Source organism: Priestia sp. Y58 (genome assembly GCF_029522095.1).
In the GTDB taxonomy this organism is placed as follows: domain Bacteria; phylum Bacillota; class Bacilli; order Bacillales; family Bacillaceae_H; genus Priestia; species Priestia megaterium_E.
Genome location: NZ_JAKWFL010000008.1, coordinates 1 through 18551, shown reverse-complemented (window position 1 = coordinate 18551; position 18551 = coordinate 1). Strand labels below are relative to the sequence as shown.

Sequence of the window (18551 nt, the reverse complement as noted above, 5' to 3'; positions counted from 1 at the left end):
GAAAAGCTGTTGCTTTAAAGGCAGCAAGTTTAAGAAAGTTACAAGCGATATAAAAAGGTATAGAAATGGATACATCTAGAATTCTTTTTTGCTCAGATATTCACAGAGTTTTCATTCGTTAAAAAGACTGAAAATTCAGATAATAAATTTCACTTTTATCAAGGGGGACTTTTTATGACAACAACGGTATTAAATGTATCAACTTATTCTTTTTATCTTAACGGTGAGTGGAAAGAAAGCAAATCAGGGCAGACAATTGATATTGTTTCTCCATATCGTCATGATGTGATTGGAAAAGTGCAGGCTATCACAAAAGATGAAGTCGATGAAGCAGTATATGCCGCACAGAAAGCTCAGAAGGGGTGGGCGGAAACTTCTCTGCAAGACCGTGCCAAATATTTATATAAGTGGGCAGATGAGCTGGTAAAAATGCAGAGTGAAATTGCCGAAATTATTATGAAAGAAGTTGGAAAAAGCTTAAAAGATGCAAGGAATGAAGTCGTGCGCACAGCAGATTTCATTCGTTATACAGTTGAAGAATCCCTTCATATGAACGGAGAAAGTATGAAAGGAGATAGTTTTCCTGGAGGCTCTAAGTCTAAAGTGGCCATTGTTGAACGTGTACCTTTAGGAGTTGTCCTCGCGATTCCTCCATTTAATTATCCGGTAAATCTGTCAGCTGCTAAACTGGCGCCTGCGCTTATTTCAGGAAATGCAGTTATCTTCAAACCCGCAACGCAAGGAGCGATCAGCGGTATTAAGATGATTGAAGCTCTTGATCAAGCAGGTATTCCACAAGGACTTGTAAACGTCGTAACGGGCCGCGGATCTGTAATTGGTGATTACTTGGTTGAACATAAAGGCATTAACATGATTTCGTTTACCGGAGGAACAAATACGGGTACTCAATTAGCTAAAAAGGCAGGTATGATTCCTCTTGTACTAGAACTTGGAGGAAAAGACCCGGGTATTGTATGTGAAGATGCAGATTTACAGGAAGCAGCAAAACATATTATAAGCGGAGCATTTTCTTATTCCGGCCAGCGCTGTACAGCCATTAAACGTGTACTTGTGCATGAAAAAGTGGCAAACAAGCTCGTAAATATTTTGAAAGAAGAAGTACATAAACTATCAGTTGGTTCTCCTGAAGATGGATGTACAATCGTTCCATTAATTGATAGTAAGGCAGCGGACTTTATTCAAATTTTAATTGCAGATGCACTAGGAAAAGGTGCAGCAGTTGTGACTGGAAATAAGCGTGAAGGAAACCTTATCTATCCTACGCTTTTAGATGAGGTGAATGATACTATGCGCGTGGCATGGGAAGAACCATTTGGTCCTGTGTTACCAATTATCCGCGTCGCTTCGGATCAAGAAGCCGTTGATATAGCAAACGAATCAGAATTTGGCTTACAAGCAAGCGTTTTTACAAAAGATATTAATAAAGCTTTCTCAATTGCAAATAAAATTGAAGTCGGCTCCGTTCAAATCAACGGCCGTACAGAACGCGGCCCTGATCATTTTCCTTTTATCGGCGTAAAAGGATCCGGTATGGGCGCTCAAGGTATTCGTAAAAGTATTGAATCCATGACTCGTGAAAAAGTAACGGTATTAAATCTTCAATGATTGAATTCCAAGAGCTCTCCAAATCGAGCCAGTAGAATGTAGAGAATTTCATGGGAAAAAGCCTGTGCTCCAAAAAGCACAGGCTTTTAAACGTCTTATTTACCTATCACTCGATTCCGTCTTTATAGTTCTTATGCCAGTTTTTATCACCTTTATGCTCAATATCTTCAACAGTTTTTTCAAGCTCTGACATAATGAGTGTTTTCACTTGATAAATGGTATCAAAAAAAGCTTTCTCTTCATCCGGATTCGGCTTTATTTTGGCTGCTGCCGAAATATCAACATATCTGCGATGTTCAGTTGTTAATTTATCAAGCGCATCAAAAATATGAGAGGTCAGAACAGCAACTTCCTTATGATTATTAGGCAGTTTTTCTTTTAATGTTTCAATTCTTTTATCCATGTTAAAGTCCCCCTATAACGTGTTGTATTTATGTAACTTTCCCACTAATAAAAATGAAAAACCTTAAATAGCAAAAATTCATGGGAATTAGCACGTGAAACAAAAGTATACTACAGGATATCATGTTAAAGTGAAAAAACGGTGAAACGAATGAGTATATTTTTCCAGAGAGGGTATGTAATAAAAGTCGTTTTTTTGGAAAAGGTAATTACCTTAAGAAGCACTGAAGCACGCAATCAACATAAAAGTTCATCTATTTTTAATGAATAATGACCTTTTTTGACTATTTTTTTAAGTTTTTATGACTTTTTTTGAATGAATTTGATTGTTTTTGATGATTTTTCGAATAATCTGATATATAATGAAAGCGTAAACAGTAAAACATGTCGGTTGGTTAAGAAAAACGTCCACAAAATTGGATTCGTTATTACATAAAATCAGACCTCTGTTTTTTATAAAAATAAATAGAATTTGAGAAAAGGAGAATGATGATGGACATATTGGATGCAAAAGTAGTGAATACAAAGTACGGTTTAGAAACATATCTGGATGTATCAGAAAGCGTAGAAATAAAAGAAATTCATATGCCGAGTTCAGAGAACCAATCTCATAAAATTAAATTTGGAATCAAGTATTTTCTTTTAAGAGAAGGAAAGTATTACGATAGTCAAAAAGGTTATTTTTGGATTTGTATGAATCACGATTTTAGCAGCCTTATGCTGAGTGAAACGGAAACAGAGAGTTTGTTTGCAGTTAAAAGTGAAGAAGAAAGAGAAGCAACAAAAACGCTGTTAGCAGAATGGTTTATCCAAACGAATGCGTACAAAGAAGTCATCAACGAATGTATCCATCAGATTAAAACGGAGAATATTCGTACAGAAGAAGACATTGAAGACCGAGTGGACGCTATACAATTTTTAGAAAAACTAAAGGTATTAACTGCAAAAGAGATTGAAAACGCTTCTATAGAAAACCTATATGTGCTGCAGCAAATTGGCTAGGCTATAGTTCGCGTACGCTGAAATGCAGATTGATGTACAACAATAAGGAGGAATAGTGAGATGAAATTTTTTATTGATACAGCAAACCTTGAGGATATTAAGAAAGCATACAAAGTAGGTGTTCTAGCTGGTGTGACAACCAATCCATCTTTAGTAGCAAAAGAAGGCGTAAGATTTGAAGACCGCATCGAAGAAATCCTTCAAATGGTACCGGAAGTTGAATCCGTTTCCGCTGAGGTAACACCTGACGCACTTTCTGCTGAAGACATGATTGCTCAAGCTGAAGAACTGATTAAAATTAACGACGGAGATAAAAATATTACGATTAAGCTGCCTATGACATTGGCTGGCTTGGAAGCGACGCGCTACCTTGCAAAAAAAGGCGTAAAAACAAATGTAACCCTGATCTTTACAGTAAACCAAGCGCTTTTAGCAGCTCGTGCTGGAGCAACATATGTTTCTCCATTTTTAGGACGTCTTGATGATATTTCAGAAGACGGAGTACAGCTGGTATCTAAAATTGCTGAGTTATTCCGCGTTCAAAACATCGACTCTCAAATTATTGCGGCATCTGTAAGACATCCGGATCATGTAACGCGTGTAGCACTTGCAGGAGCTCATATTGCCACAATTCCATACGCTGTTATTGAGCAATTAGCAAAACATCCGTTAACTGACCAAGGAATGGAAAAATTTGCAGCAGATTGGGAAAAAGCAGTTAAAGCTTAACAAAAGGCCATATCAATAAAAAAGCTTGGAATAAGCATAGCTTATTCCAAGCTTTTTATCGTTTAACTCGCTAGTTTCTTTTTACGCAAACGCTCTAAGCGTCGCTGCACGCTATTTCTTGAACGCCCGAGCAGCTGCCCAATTTCTCGCTGATTGCGCTTTTCCTGATAAAACATACGCCACAATCTCGCATCTTCTTCTGCTGTCCACTTTTTATGCTCGTATTTAGGTCGCTTTACATAGTCTAGTTTTCTTTGTTCATTCACCCACGCTGGTTCTGGAATAAGCGTATTTTTAGGTATCTTAAAAAAGTTAAGGCACGATTTACTTTGTTCAGCCCACTTCCAAAAAGATTGAATGTCAATTCCCATAAATTTTCTGGTCTTGGCGATGATCATTTTATACGGTAGATTCTCTTTATGAATCCACTTGTAAATTGTATGAACATCTACTTCAAGGCAGGCTGCTAGTTCACACGCTGTAATGTGTCCTACGTGCGCTTTGGCTCCATACACTTCTAAACGGTTCAACCTCGATTCTAGCGCTTGCACACTTCGCTGTAATTTAGCTGATATATGTGAAAGTGGTTTTACTCCGTAATACTTTAGCAAATATTCGTCTTCTTGTACCGTCCATCTTCGCATCGATGTTTTTCGAGTTAACCCCAAGACTTTTATGCGCGTAGCAATAGAAGAAGGACTTCTGCCTAAGGAATGTGCCATTTCACGGTTATTCATGATATCAATGTTCTCCTGCAAAAACGCATCTTGTTCAAGCGTCCATTTTTTACGTAAAGCTGTATCCGAAGCACGAAGATTTAATCGAGTAAGTCGTTTATTAACCGATTCCTTGCTTCTATGTAAATGCTTACCCATCTCTTGAAGCATCATAGCACCATAATGTTGGATAAGAAATCTATCTTCTTCTTTTGTCCATCGCTTTTGATTTTTACTCACTGTTGTCTCACTCCAATTCACACGAAAAGCTCAAGATGAAAAAGTTGCTAGCAAATCTATTTTACGAATGAGCAGTGCCTATTCAGACTGATACTCACTGCGTTTTAGCCTATATATATTTTATCATATTTCTAGAGAAAAACCAAACATGTGTTCTTATTTTGTTTTAAGTCATCATAAAAGGAATTAGAAAAATAGTTGGCTCCTTTAATAGAAGCGAATTATGGTAAAATTGACTATAATCTCTAAAGAATTTACATAACTGACAGCTCAGCATCATTACGTTGAGAAAGGGGAATTGATATGAATTTTAATTTAAAAGAAGCGTTTGAAATACTTGAGCATACGCCACAAACGCTTGAAAAACTTTTGTCTGGTCTATCTCCAGGGTGGCTGCAATGCAATGAAGGAGAAGGAACCTGGAATACCCCCGAAGTCATAGAACATTTAATAGAAGCAGAAAAAAACAATTGGATACCAAGGCTAGAATTTATCCTTCAAAAAGGAAAAGAGGGAGCTTTTCCTCCGTTTGACCGCTATGCCCATTTAAACAAGGAATCTGCTAGTTCTATTGAAGAGAAGATTCTTGAATTCAAAAAGATAAGAATACAAAATTTACATCAACTAAAGCTGCTAGTTAAGCACGAAAAACATCTGGAAGTGAGAGGAGAACACCCGGAGTTTGGGGAAGTGAAAGTCAGAGAGCTGCTCTCGACTTGGGTTGCTCATGATTTAACCCATATTGCGCAAATTGTTCGAGTAATGGCAGAACGATATAGAGAAGATGTAGGACCTTGGGAAGAATACTTAGGAATACTAAAGAAATAGCAATGACACACAGTGGCCAGCCTTTATCATTCAAGCTTGAATTAAGAAATGTACACGATTACAATAAAATGAGAATAATGAAGATTCAGGAAGGATTGCAGAGGGAACTATATGAACATATCCGATGTTTATAACATGTAGGGTCCGTTAAGCAATTTACGAATAAAAAGAGGATTGGACTGATTAAAAGTGAAAGTGAACTCAGAGAAATTTGGCGAACTAAACAATCAAGCTGTACATGCTTATACCTTATTAAATGATGAAGGGCTTAAAATCACCTGCCTTGACTATGGATGTGTGATATCAAATATTGAAATGCCGGATTCTGAAGGGAAGATTGAAAGTGTTGTATTGGGATTTGATTCAATAGAAGAATACCAAAAGTATTCTCCTTATTTCGGAGCTGTGGTCGGACGCGTAGCAGGGCGTATAGGTGGAGCATCGTTTGAGCTTAATAATGAAACCTATCGTCTAGAGAAAAATGAAGGAAACAACCATTTGCATGGCGGATCAGAAGGATTTAGTCACAAAATATGGAATGCCAAAACAATTGATGCAAGTGATCACGTAGGTGTTGAATTTACATATGTAAGTAAAGACGGAGAAGAAGGGTATCCCGGCAACCTTGAAGTGAAAGTTACGTATACATTAACGAATAAAAATGAGTTCCATATTTCTTATGAAGGAACAACAGATCAAGACACTCTTATCAATCTAACAAATCATACGTATTTCAATTTAAGCGGAAATCTAAAAGAAACGGTCTTGGATCATGTTTTGAAGATGAAAAGTAACGAATTCTTAGAGTTGAATGATGATCTTTTACCTACTGGAGAAACGCTAAATGTCACAGGTACCCCATTTGATTTTAAAGAAGGACATAGTCTCAAGGAAGGTGTGGAATCCACACATCCGCAAAACATATTAGTGGGTAAAGGGTACGATCATCCATTTCTTTTAGAAGCAGAAGCTGAAAATCAGATGTCATTATTTGATCCTGCAAGCGGCCGCAAAATAGAAGTCAAAACGGATCAGCCTTCAGTTGTTCTCTATACGGGAAATCATCTAGACGAAGAATTCGAAATTAGAGGAGTTCACTCAGAGAAATACCTCGGTGTTTGCCTAGAAACACAAGGTTTACCGGACGCTATTCATCATCAGCATTTTCCTTCTTGTGTATTAAAGCCAGGTGAGAAGTATGAAGCATATACTCACTATACATTTATAACTGATCGCAGCCTGTAACAAAACGGGATGACAAAAAGGATTACAAACGAGCCTCTGCCGATTGTAATCCTTTTTTTATTGTTACTTTTTCTTTTGGCTTTTTGCACGATTAGCGTCAAGCTCAGCCGCATATTCTTCTTGAGACTTTCCTTGCTTTTGACTCTCAGACTGAATCTTTTTAAATTTGTTATCGTTTAAATTTGGCATATTAGCACCTCCTTGCAGACAGGATTATTTTGTACAAGCATTAAGGATTTATATGCTAAAAAGTTTTAATGAACTTGATTAGAAATTTCGCTTAATGCTGCACCGGCTTCATCAACATATACGTTCACTGTCGCAAGGTCGCCGATTGCACAGATTCCAACCATATTATTATTCTCCACTACAATAATACGGCGAATTTGATGATCTGCCATCATACGCGCACATTCATGAATATCCGTATCCGGAGAACAAGTAATTACATCTTTAGTCATACAATCATGGCAATGCACAGTGCTGCAATCTTTTCCATCCGCCACGCAGTTTAATACGATATCACGGTCTGTGATCATTCCCATTACTCGATTTTCTTGACACACCGGCACAGAACCACAATTAATATCACGCATTAATTTTGCAGCTGCTGTTACTGGGTCGTGCGGTGCACAAGCTTTCACATCTTTAGTCATAACTTCACGTACTGTAGTCATTTTTATTTCCTCCTTTTAAACATTCACCTCCGTATTTTCTCCATGCACATGCAGAATATGAGAATCAATAATTTCCTGAAAGTAAAAAATCTTGTAATAAAAGGCGAATAAAAGAACTAACGCAGTGTAATAAACACATAAAAAAGAGCCTATTACACAAACTAAAGAGGATATGATCTAGCTTACATTTTCGTAACGGCAGGAGTTGGGTACATGATGAAAGGAAAGTTAACGCTTTTGGCAGTACTTTTATTGCCTTGGCTGTCTATAGTAAAAGTTGATAAGTTTGTCTTTAAAAGATACCTACCTGTTTTAACGTTTAGTTCATTGGTTATTGCTTTTATCAGTGAGCTATCTAAAAGCTTTACTTGGTGGAAAGTGAGGAAACCTCTTTTTCCTAAACTTGCAAGTGATATATCTTTTATCTTTGGACCATTTTTTGTAGCTAATTTTTGGGTATTCAAGCTGACCTATGGGAATTTCAAAAAATATTTTTTAATTAACGTCCTATTTGACTATCTATTTGCTTATCCTTTGACGAGTCTGGCAGAAAAACTAAAGGTATACAAAATGGTCAACATGACGCGTTTTCAACTTTTTGTCATCTCGATTGGCACTGCTCTTATTAATTATTTCTATCACTATTTTATAGAAGATGTATTAAGGCAGAGAAGGCAATAGCTGATATTTCGTTAACCAGCTCATCGTCACTTAAATTTCGGCACTGTCTGCTTTAAATCATATTAAAGGCCTCCTAAACTTGGTACATAAATAATTAAACGAGATAATAAAGGAAAAGAGAAACATGAGAGAAGATAGACTTCTTTCATGTTTCTCTACTTTGTCATGCACATAGATTTTATCTGTACACCGTCATGGGCAAGTATGTTAAAGATTGACCTGTAGCTGAAGCTGTTAAATACGGTTCTAATTCAAAATCTTCAAATGGTTCGATATGAGAAAAGGCCTCTAAAAATGCTTCTAAGATAATTGTCATCTCAAGTCGGGCAAGAGGGGCGCCCAAACAAAAATGAGGGCCGTTCCCAAACGTTAAGTGTTTTTTATTAGTTTGGCGGTGAATGTCTACAGAAAAAGGGTTTTCAAACATATTCTCATCCATATTACATGCGCTCATCCACGCAATAACAACATCTCCTTTTTTTAGCTTAACGCCTAATAAATCGTTATCTTGTTTAACCGTCCGATCTCGCCTGGAGATGTGAAACCGATATCGAAGCATTTCTTCTACTGCTTTTGGAGCCAATTCTCTATTGTTTCTCAGCTCACTGTATAACGACTTGTCGTCATATAAAAAAGAATAAAACATATTTGCAATGGCGTGACTTGTGGTTTCAACTCCTGCACCTAAAAGCAGCATGGTAGCGTGTACAATTTCTTCATCTGTGAATGTTTCACCATCAACTTCGGCTTGAATTAAGTCTGAGATAATATCATCAGAAAGGTTGGAGCGCTTTTCAATGACAATCGGGTAGAGGTATTGAAAATATTCAGCTCCTGCACGTTGCTTTTCTTGTTCGATCTCTTCTAATCTTTCTTGGTCATAAGGCTGAAACAGAATATCTACCCATTTTTTGAACTGATATCGGTCTTTTACCGGTACGCCGAATAGATCTGCTATAACTAAACTAGGAAAAGGAGAAGATAAATCGTCAACAATATTAATAGTGGAATTCTTTTGTATCGCTTCTACAAGGTCTGCTGCAATTTGCTTGATTCGCGGTTCCCAGTTCTTTAAACTGCGAGGAGTAAAGGCTACAGCAAGCAAAGATCGTGCTTTCCGGTGGTCAGGAGGATCTAAGTTTGTAAGATTGGTAATTGGAGATGTGCTTTTTTTCTTACTATTATCTCCAACAAAAATAGTGGTTCTTTGTCCATCGCTTGAAAAAAATTCGTAGTTGCTCAAGACTTGTTTAACATGGTCGTATTGGAATACATTCCATGTGTTTGTTTCTTCATGAAAATAAACAGGGTGGTTGTTCAGCATTTCTTTATACCATTGGATAGGGAAAAACTCTTCTGCACGTGATTGGAATTTTGGAATTTCTGTAACGGGAATGACTTCTTTGTTCATATGATCTTATTCCTCCTTTAGAATAGGTAGGTATAGGTTCAAAATCTACCAGCTACATAGCTAAGCAGCTGTCACTTGCTAGATCAATAATTATTTTATCGAATTGTACTTTTTAGATATTTTAAAAGATAACGGGTAAGGAAGTTACTCCTTGTGAGCTTAGTGTAAAATGTAAGTTTACTTCTTCCCGAGGAATGGAAAGGCGCAGATTAGGCATACGTCTTAGTAAGGTAGAAAAAGCAATATCTGCTTCTATACGAGCCAGCGGAGCTCCTAAGCACATATGAATACCATGACCAAAGGCCAAGTGCCTCTTGATAGTACGCGTAATATCAAGTTCCTCTGAATCTATAAACTGCTGCTCATCACGATTCGCTGACTTTAAGACAGGAATTACCATGTCGCCTTTTTTAATCTGCTGACCGCCCAATTCAAGATCTTTGGTAGCATAACGAGGTCCTGAAATAGTGGCTGGCCCGTTAAAACGAAGCAATTCTTCAACAGCTGAAGTTACTAAAGCAGGATCGGCTTTAATTTTTTCCAGCTGTTCAGGATGATCAAATAACATTAAAGATCCGGTCGCAATTAAATTTGAGGTAGTCTCATGACCCGCAAAAATTAATAACGTAATCATTGCAAGCAATTCCCCTTCACTCAAGCGATCTCCTTCTTCTTCAATCGCGACTAACTGACTTGTTAAGTCGTCGGCAGGATGCTTACGCTTAGCATCTACTAGCTGCATGGTATACGTTCCAAAAGCTTTTATTTGTTTATCCACCCCAGGATCTCTTCTCCCTAGGCTCAGTCCTTTTGCAATAGCAGCAGACCAACCGTGAATTTTTTCTTTATCTTCTTTCGGAACACCGAGCATGTCAGAAATAACGTTGATGGGTAACGGATAGGCGTAGTCTTTAACAAGATCCATTTTTCCTTTGTCCTGTACTTCATCGAGTAACTCATCGGCTATTTCTTGTACACGCGGACGTAAGCTTTCCATATATCTTGGAGTAAATGCTTTTGATACAAGCTTGCGTAGGCGCCGGTGATCTGGATCATCAACAGAAAGCATCGATTGTCCGCCAAAAAATGTAGGGGGATCAGACTCATCAGCTTTATGTTTTCGTGTATCATGAGGTGTGTTAATAGAACTTTGGTCTACCGTAAAATGATGATGACCTTTTAGAACTTGCATAGCCTCTTCCATACGAGTCACAACCCACGCCTGCGTTTTTATTTCTTCCATCGGAGAAGGGATAGGAATAACAGCTCCCATCTTCCGCATTTTCGAAAATAACACAAATGGATTTTCGCGGCTCTTACCACTAAATAAGTCTAAAACTTCCTTATCTTCTACGGTTTTATCTAGGTTTTTCACAAAAACATTCCTTTCTACATATAGTTGTAGCCGGATATAGCTTTTTTTACGAGTAATTAACCTATACTATTAGTACATTTTTATACACTTAGTATAAAAATGTACTAATAGTATATAATTGTTTTTACTTGTTTATCAAGGAAAAAGGATAAAATTTACGTAGGAAAAGAGAGATAGGTTATACTAAATAAAAAGTTAAACAGAGGAGCAACAGCAATGAATCAAAAACAGCTCGATATTTTAGGGCATACGCACCAGCTTTTTATGGAAAAAGGATACGTAGACACTTCGGTACAAGATATATTAGAAAGAAGCGGTATTTCAAAAGGAACATTTTATAAATATTTTTCATCTAAAAGCGAACTGTTTCTCTCATTACTTTCGTCTTTGCAAGAATCACTTATTCTACAAAGAGAAAAAGTAGCCATTAAATATAAAGGAGATAATCAGAAGCTATTTGAAGAGCAGATAATTTTTATGCTGAGCTTTGCAGAGCAAAACAAAATTCCTGAAATGATTGAAAGTACACTCGTTTTAAATGAGGTCAAAACATTTCAATATATAGAGGAGTTAAAAGCAGCAACATTCAACTGGATATATGAACGCTTTCAGGAGATTTTCCCCTCTAAGACTTCTCCTTATTTATTTGATGGAGCTGTGCTGCTAGAAGGAATGCTTAACAATATATTTAAAATGAATAAAGCACTAAACTATCCATTGCCTATTGAACAAATTGTCCGTTATTGTATGAAGCGTATAGAGGAAATCGTAATCGAAGTAGCAGAACAAAAAGAACAGTTATTTGATCCTTCCGTTTACTCTGCGGTATTTAATGAGAAAACAGAAAGTCATTTTTCGACTGAGCTTACGCGCGTAACCGCAAAGTTAAAACGGGTGATTGAAAACAAACTAATAAATGAAGAGGAACAAAAGAAGGGTCTGGAATTTGTGACGTTTATATCTGATGAATTACTGCAAAATGATACGGAGCCTCGCACATTTATTATTCAGAGCTCTCTTTTATCGCTAGAGAAAATCAACACTCTTGCACAGAGCAAAGAGCTAGAGGAATATAAGGAAGTCATAACTACCTTGACAACACATGCTTCATAATTTAAAAAGTAGGTAAACTAACCCAAAAGTCAAGGCTCTCCGTATTTCAGAAAAGAGCAGGTTACCAATAACATATAAACAGCCAGTTGCCGTTATGATAGGTGACTGGCTGTTTGAGATGAAAGAGGTGAGGGTGGGGACAGAAATAATACTCTTATCAAAATAAGGTAATTCTTTCCCCTTGATAGAAAATCTAGTAATCGAAAATAGCTGCTTTATTCTTAAAGTCAAACACGATATAGTTTACTAACCTTTACGTTGACTCAATTAACTTATAGGACTAACACTTAAGAAAGAATCAATAACAATGGAAACAGCTCCTAAAGCAGGTGCATTTTTTCCTAACGAAGAAGGCAATAGTTCACATTTATTGTCTAAATAAGAATGGACTCTAGAAGAAACTTCGTTTTTAATCGTATTTAAAACAATGGGATGAGATTCAATTATATGATTTCTCAAGATAACAGCCTCTACATCAAATGTATTAAGAATATTAGTTAATCCAATTCCGATATAAAAGCCAAAGTTTTGAAGTGCATTTAACATTTCTACATCATTTTTATTTGCGCGTTCCACAATCTCTTTTCGAGAAATATTCTTTTCTTCTTTAGAGAGCGAAGCCAGTAACGCTTTTTCAGAAGCATATAATTCCCAACAGCCTCGATTTCCACAGCTACATTTGGGCCCATTAAAATCTATCGTCATATGACCCATTTCCCCAGAAAAACCCTGAACACCTTTATACAATTCGTTGTTAATAACAAGTCCGGTTCCAATTCCGACATTAATACTGATGTAAACGATGTTTTCATAGTTTTTTGTCATACCAAATACTTTTTCACCGTATGCTCCTGCATTAGCTTCATTTTCAACAAAAACCGGAACATTAAACTCACTCTCAATTAAAAACTGCAAATCTTTGATATTCCAATTTAAGTTAGGCATAAAAATAATTTGCTGATGACGATCTACAAGACCTGGAACACAAATTCCTATTCCCACTAGACCATAAGGGGACTCTGGCATATGGGTTACAAAACCATCAATAAGTGCAAATAAAATCTCTTTTACTTCACTAGCAGAAGAACTAGACAAGTCAGAAGTCTTCTCAAGAATAATATTTCCTTCTAAGTCGGTTAGAATTCCGTTAAGATAGTCGACTCCTATATCGATACCGATCGAGTAGCCTGCATTCTTATTAAAAACAAGCATTACAGGTCTTCTGCCGCCTCTAGATTGCCCTGCCCCAATTTCAAAAATAAAATCTTTTTCAAGCAGTGTATTTACTTGAGAGGAGACAGTAGACTTGTTTAATCCTGTAATCTCAGAGAGAGTTGCCCTAGAGATAGGGGAGTTCTTTAAAATTTCATCTAATATTAATTTTTGATTCATTTTTTTTACTAAAGCTTGATCTGCAATTTGAATAATAACCACTCCTTTGTTTATCTATCGAACTAAGTTGGTGTTTTTTTGAAGCTTGAATTAGATATTCAAAAGTATCATATCTAATATTATAACTAAATTTTCTAAAAAAAACATTGAAATAAATATTTATTTTGTATATGATGAAATAAAGTTAGTTTATTGGATAAACAAACTAACTGAATTAAGATAGTTAATGGATAAACTTGTTTACTTAAATCAAAGGGGGAAATGACAAATGGTCCAAACTAGTACTAATAAAATTAATTATTTTGAAAGCGTAAACAAAGTTTTATACGAAGGTAAAGATTCTAAAAATCCTTTAGCTTTTAAATACTATAATCCTGAAGAAGTAGTAGGCGGTAAAACGATGAAAGATCAGCTGCGTTTTTCTGTTGCTTACTGGCACACGTTTACAGCAGATGGTACGGATCCTTTTGGTGCAGCTACTATGCAAAGATCTTGGGATAGATATGATGGAATGGATTTAGCAAAAGCTAGAGTTGAGGCAGCTTTTCAACTTTTTGAAACATTAAATGTTCCATTCTTCGCATTTCATGATCGGGACATTGCTCCTGAGGGCAGTACGTTGCAAGAAACAAATAAAAATCTTGATGTTATCGTCACTATGATTAAAGAATACATGCAAACAAGTAACGTAAAGTTATTATGGAACACAGCGAATATGTTTACAAATCCCCGGTTCGTTCATGGTGCAGCTACTTCTTGTAATGCAGATGTATTTGCTTATGCGGCGGCTCAAGTAAAAAAGGGGCTTGAAACAGCAAAAGAACTAGGTGCGGAAAATTATGTATTCTGGGGCGGCCGTGAGGGATATGAAACATTGCTTAACACAAATTTACAGTTAGAGTTAGATAACTTAGCTAGATTTATGTATATGGCTGTAGATTACGCAACCGAAATTGGATATACGGGACAGTTTTTAATTGAACCTAAACCTAAAGAGCCTACGACACATCAGTATGATACCGATGCAGCAACAACTATTTCATTTTTAAGACAATACGGATTAGATAAATACTTCAAACTTAATCTGGAAGCTAACCATGCAACGTTAGCTGGGCATACATTTGAACACGAATTACGAGTAGCTAGAGTACAAGGCTTATTAGGATCAGTGGATGCAAACCAAGGTGACCCTCTTTTAGGCTGGGATACAGATGAATTCCCAACGGATTTATATTCTACAACGCTAGCAATGTATGAAATCCTGCAAAATGGAGGGCTGGGCAGCGGAGGATTAAACTTTGATGCCAAAGTACGCAGAGGTTCTTTTGAACAAGACGATTTACTTTATGCTCATGTAGCAGGAATGGATGCGTTTGCTCGAGGATTGAAAGTAGCACATAAATTAGTAGAAGATCGTGTTTTCGAAAATGTTATCAACGAGCGCTACAGCAGTTTTAAAGAGGGAATTGGGCTTGAGATTGTGGAAGGAAAAGCTAACTTCCATACACTGGAGCAGTACGCACTTAAAAATCCGAAGATTGTGAATAAATCAGGAAGACAAGAACGATTAAAGGCCATTTTAAATCAATATATTTTGGAAGTTTAAAGGACAAACGAGAGTAGAAACAATTCTACTCTCGTTTATAAACGCGGAGGTATCAAGATGAAATATGTAATTGGAATTGATCTAGGAACAAGTGCCGTAAAAACGGTTTTAGTTGATACAAAAGGCGAGATTTGCGCTGTGGTTTCTAAAAATTATCCCCTCCTTCATGAAAAAACAGGGTATAGCGAACAGAATCCAGAAGAATGGGTTCAGCAGACGGCTAGTGCTTTAAATGAATTAATTGCTAACGCTAATATAAAACCCGAAGATATAGAAGGAATTAGTTATTCTGGACAGATGCACGGCCTTGTGCTGCTGGATAAAAACCATAACCTATTACGTAACGCCATTTTGTGGAATGACACAAGAACAACAGAACAATGTCATCATCTCTATAAAGTGATTGGAGAAAAACGTCTTTTAGAAATAACAAAAAACCAGGCTTTAGAAGGATTTACTCTTCCTAAGTTATTGTGGGTAAAAGAGTATGAACCGGAGATATTTGAAAAAACAGCTGTATTTATGCTTCCCAAAGACTATTTGCGTTTTAAGATGACTGGCTTTATTCATAGTGAATATTCAGATGCTGCCGGTACATTATTATTAAACATCAGCAAGAAAAAATGGGATGGTGAGCTTTGTCAATTAGTAGGAGTTAATATTAACCTTTGTCCGCCACTAGTCGAATCTAGTGAATGCATAGGCAATATTAGTGAATCGTTCTCTCAAAAAACGGGATTAGCTGCTTCAACAAAAGTATTTGCAGGTGGAGCTGATAATGCTTGCGGAGCAATTGGCGCCGGCATTTTATCGCCAGGGGAAACACTATGTAGCATTGGGACATCGGGTGTTGTTCTTTCTTATGAGGAACGAAGCGATAGAGACTTTAATGGAAAAGTCCATTATTTTAATCATGGAAAAGAAAATGCCTTTTATACGATGGGCGTTACGCTATCTGCGGGTCACAGTTTAAGCTGGTTTAAGGAAAATTTTGCAGAAAACGACACGTTTGAAGAATTGTTGGCTGATCTAAAAAATGTACCAATCGGCTCAAACGGCCTTTTATTTACCCCTTACTTAGTTGGGGAACGTACACCGCATGCAGATGCTACGATTCGCGGAAGTTTTATAGGAATGGACGCCTCTCATAAAAAGAGAGACTTTACGCGAGCAGTTATTGAAGGTATTACGTTTTCATTAAGTGAATCAATTGAAATCTTTCGAGAAAGCGGAAAGGAAATTACGTCTATTGTATCAATTGGCGGAGGAGCAAAAAATGACCATTGGCTTCAAATCCAAGCAGACGTTTTTAATGCAAAAATCGTAAAGTTGTCTACTGAACAAGGCCCAGCGTTAGGAGCAGCCATGCTAGCAGCTTATGGCTGTGGCTGGTATAACTCATTGGAAGAGTGTGCAAACGTATTTATTACCTCTTCGAAAACATATTATCCTAACGCGGAACATGTACAAGTCTATAAACAGCTTTATGAATTATATAAAGAAGTCTACCTTCAAACAAACGACTTAAGTAAAAAGCTAGGCGAATTTAAAAGGAAATAATAGGTTGCAAAATATGCAACCTTACTTTAAAAAGGAGCTTCATATGAAAGTAGCTTGTATCAATTGATTATGGTTGTATATCGATATACCTGACACAAAAGGAAGTATAGAAAATGCTGTAGTAAGATTTGATTCACTAGAAAAATACGTACATTGGAGGGGAGGATAAGAGCAGTTAGTCGAATAGACGACGAAAATTTCTTTTGTGTTCCAAGGATTTGAAAACGCATTCAAATAAGTGCGAACTCAGTTAGAAATAGAACTTCTACTGTTACTCTTAACTAACTGCTTTTAACAACGCATGAAACAAAATCGAAACTCATTATATATTTTTTCTATTACCTTAGTTGCCGCTATCGGAGGGTTACTGTTTGGATATGATACAGCTGTAATATCTGGAGCTGAAGAATCATTAAAGGTGTATCTTATTGACAGCTTAGGGTTAGGATCTTTAGCACACGGTGTTACTGTATCAAGTGCTTTAATAGGGTGTATTATTGGAGGATTGGTATCTGGTTATTTTGCGACGAAACTAGGACGCAAACAATCACTTATACTAGCAGCTATTCTTTTTATAGTCTCAGCGTTAGGCGCTTCTTATCCTGAGTTTTTATTTTTCACAAAAGGGGAACCGACACTCTCATTGTTACTAGCTTTTAACTTCTACCGCATTATAGGTGGGATTGGTGTTGGCTTAGCATCAGCCATTTGTCCCATCTATATAGGAGAAATTGCACCGGCAGATATTCGCGGCAGGTTGGTATCGTTCAATCAATTTATGATTATTTTTGGAATGTTAGTCGTTTACTTCGTGAATTGGGGTATTGCAAATGGGGAAACCTTAGAATGGATTAATGATGTAGGTTGGAGATACATGTTTGCTTCAGGAGCTATTCCAGCTTTACTCTTTGCAGCACTCTTGTTTTTAGTTCCTGAAACGCCTCGCTACTTAGCTATACAGAATCAAGATCAAAAAGCTTTAGCCATACTAACTAAAATTAATGGACCTTCAGAAGCGAAATCAATTTTAGAAGATATTAAACAAACAATTTCTACCAATGTTTCGTCTGAAAAATTATTGGCATATGGAAAATTAGTTATCGTTGTAGGTATACTGCTTTCTGTATTCCAACAGTTTGTAGGAATCAATGTAGCTCTATATTATGCTCCGCGTATTTTTGAAAGCATGGGAGCAGCTAAAGGTTCTTCTATGCTGCAAACCATTATTATGGGATTAGTAAACGTTATTTTTACAGTAATTGCAATTTTGACGGTTGATCGTTTGGGAAGAAAACCTTTATTAATAACAGGGTCTATCGGAATGGCCATTGGAATGTTCGGTGTAGCAAGCATGGCTTTTTCAAACATCATTGGTATAGGGACGCTTGTATTTATCATTATTTATACAGCTTCCTTCATGATGTCATGGGGACCAATTTGTTGGGTGCTCATTTCAGAGATTTTTCCTAATAAAATTAGAGGTCGTGCTGTGGCTATTGCCGTAGCTGCTCAGTGGGCGGCTAACTATTTTATTTCCTCTACATATCCCGTGATGATGGAATATAGCGGAGGATTAACATATGGTTTTTACGGTTTAATGAGTGTACTTTCTGCTTTATTTGTCTGGAAATTTGTTCCTGAAACAAAAGGTAGAACTCTTGAACAAATGGAAAATATGTGGAGAAAAAAACAAGGGGCTTCAAAGAGTAAGAAAGCCATATAACTATTGAGCTTTTACTTAGAGAAAAGATGAATATAAAACTTTCAGAAACACCTAAAATATCTTTAGGTGTTTTTAATATGTAATCTTTATGAAGAAAGTGAACTGCACCCCAATTGTTAGACAAAAACTAATAATTGGAGGTGCAGTTTTTCATGTCAAAACACACACTTGAAACAAAGTTAAAAGCTGTAGATTTCTACATCAATAAGCAATATTCATATAAAG

The 18551-nt window shown here is 36.7% G+C and carries 17 protein-coding genes; 10 read left to right on the top strand and 7 right to left on the bottom strand.

All coding sequences use genetic code 11. The features are described 5' to 3' along the window. The first annotated feature begins 174 nt into the window (after positions 1-174). A complete protein-coding gene (locus MMB68_RS21260) occupies positions 175-1626 on the top strand; it encodes an NADP-dependent glyceraldehyde-3-phosphate dehydrogenase (RefSeq protein WP_277447956.1) in 1452 nt (483 codons plus the stop codon). Between the two features lie 106 nt (positions 1627-1732). Here the strand turns inward: MMB68_RS21260 and MMB68_RS21255 are convergent, their stop codons facing one another. Next, entirely contained in the window at positions 1733-2029 is a 297-nt protein-coding gene (locus MMB68_RS21255) for a hypothetical protein (protein WP_269870938.1), read from the bottom strand. A gap of 491 nt (positions 2030-2520) precedes the next feature. On the opposite strand from MMB68_RS21255, the gene MMB68_RS21250 reads away from it, so the two are divergent. Then, positions 2521-3030, top strand: a complete 510-nt coding sequence (locus MMB68_RS21250; RefSeq protein WP_269870937.1) for a hypothetical protein — start codon at positions 2521-2523, stop codon at positions 3028-3030. Between the two features lie 60 nt (positions 3031-3090). Then, positions 3091-3759, top strand: a complete 669-nt coding sequence (fsa, locus tag MMB68_RS21245) for a fructose-6-phosphate aldolase (RefSeq protein WP_013082751.1) — start codon at positions 3091-3093, stop codon at positions 3757-3759. A 62-nt stretch (positions 3760-3821) separates the two neighbouring features. Here fsa and MMB68_RS21240 read toward each other — a convergent pair whose 3' ends face one another. Beyond that, positions 3822-4715 carry a sigma-70 RNA polymerase sigma factor region 4 domain-containing protein gene (locus tag MMB68_RS21240; protein WP_277549313.1) on the bottom strand — a complete coding sequence of 298 codons (894 nt, stop codon included), beginning with the start codon at positions 4713-4715 and terminating at the stop codon, positions 3822-3824. A gap of 303 nt (positions 4716-5018) precedes the next feature. On the opposite strand from MMB68_RS21240, the gene MMB68_RS21235 reads away from it, so the two are divergent. Beyond that, entirely contained in the window at positions 5019-5543 is a 525-nt protein-coding gene (locus MMB68_RS21235) for a DinB family protein (protein WP_269870935.1), read from the top strand. Between the two features lie 189 nt (positions 5544-5732). Continuing rightward, positions 5733-6788 (top strand): aldose epimerase family protein, encoded by a 1056-nt coding sequence (locus MMB68_RS21230; RefSeq protein ID WP_269870934.1) that lies wholly within the window; start codon positions 5733-5735, stop codon positions 6786-6788. A gap of 63 nt (positions 6789-6851) precedes the next feature. Here MMB68_RS21230 and MMB68_RS21225 read toward each other — a convergent pair whose 3' ends face one another. Together MMB68_RS21225 and MMB68_RS21220 are read right to left on the bottom strand one after the other, a co-directional pair. Then, a complete protein-coding gene (locus tag MMB68_RS21225) occupies positions 6852-6977 on the bottom strand; it encodes a hypothetical protein (RefSeq protein ID WP_013056562.1) in 126 nt (41 codons plus the stop codon). A gap of 65 nt (positions 6978-7042) precedes the next feature. Beyond that, positions 7043-7465 (bottom strand): CBS domain-containing protein, encoded by a 423-nt coding sequence (locus MMB68_RS21220; RefSeq protein ID WP_098249947.1) that lies wholly within the window; start codon positions 7463-7465, stop codon positions 7043-7045. 213 nt (positions 7466-7678) lie between these two features. Here MMB68_RS21220 and MMB68_RS21215 point away from each other — a divergent pair, with 213 nt between their 5' ends. Further along, positions 7679-8146, top strand: coding sequence for a hypothetical protein (locus MMB68_RS21215; protein ID WP_277447953.1), 468 nt, complete (start codon positions 7679-7681; stop codon positions 8144-8146). Between the two features lie 178 nt (positions 8147-8324). Here MMB68_RS21215 and MMB68_RS21210 read toward each other — a convergent pair whose 3' ends face one another. Continuing rightward, the gene (locus MMB68_RS21210; RefSeq protein WP_269870932.1) at positions 8325-9557 is read right to left on the bottom strand and encodes a cytochrome P450; all 1233 of its coding nucleotides are present in this window, start codon (positions 9555-9557) and stop codon (positions 8325-8327) included. A gap of 121 nt (positions 9558-9678) precedes the next feature. Then, positions 9679-10932: a cytochrome P450 family protein gene (locus tag MMB68_RS21205; RefSeq protein ID WP_115653642.1), complete on the bottom strand. Its 1254-nt coding sequence runs from the start codon at positions 10930-10932 to the stop codon at positions 9679-9681. A gap of 216 nt (positions 10933-11148) precedes the next feature. Here MMB68_RS21205 and MMB68_RS21200 point away from each other — a divergent pair, with 216 nt between their 5' ends. After that, a complete protein-coding gene (locus tag MMB68_RS21200) occupies positions 11149-12045 on the top strand; it encodes a TetR/AcrR family transcriptional regulator (RefSeq protein ID WP_221782619.1) in 897 nt (298 codons plus the stop codon). Positions 12046-12312: 267 nt separating this feature from the next. On the opposite strand, the gene xylR is transcribed toward MMB68_RS21200, so the two are convergent. After that, complete coding sequence (gene xylR, locus MMB68_RS21195) at positions 12313-13470, bottom strand: transcriptional repressor XylR (RefSeq protein WP_264409239.1); 1158 nt, start codon at positions 13468-13470, stop codon at positions 12313-12315. Positions 13471-13705: 235 nt separating this feature from the next. On the opposite strand from xylR, the gene xylA reads away from it, so the two are divergent. From xylA to xylE, 3 genes are all read left to right on the top strand, one after another. Then, positions 13706-15043 carry a xylose isomerase gene (xylA, locus tag MMB68_RS21190; RefSeq protein ID WP_221782623.1) on the top strand — a complete coding sequence of 446 codons (1338 nt, stop codon included), beginning with the start codon at positions 13706-13708 and terminating at the stop codon, positions 15041-15043. Positions 15044-15100: 57 nt separating this feature from the next. Next, the gene (gene xylB / locus MMB68_RS21185) at positions 15101-16603 is read left to right on the top strand and encodes a xylulokinase (RefSeq protein WP_221782625.1); all 1503 of its coding nucleotides are present in this window, start codon (positions 15101-15103) and stop codon (positions 16601-16603) included. 301 nt (positions 16604-16904) lie between these two features. Continuing rightward, a complete protein-coding gene (gene xylE, locus MMB68_RS21180; protein WP_221782627.1) occupies positions 16905-18326 on the top strand; it encodes a D-xylose transporter XylE in 1422 nt (473 codons plus the stop codon). Positions 18327-18551 lie beyond the last annotated feature (225 nt).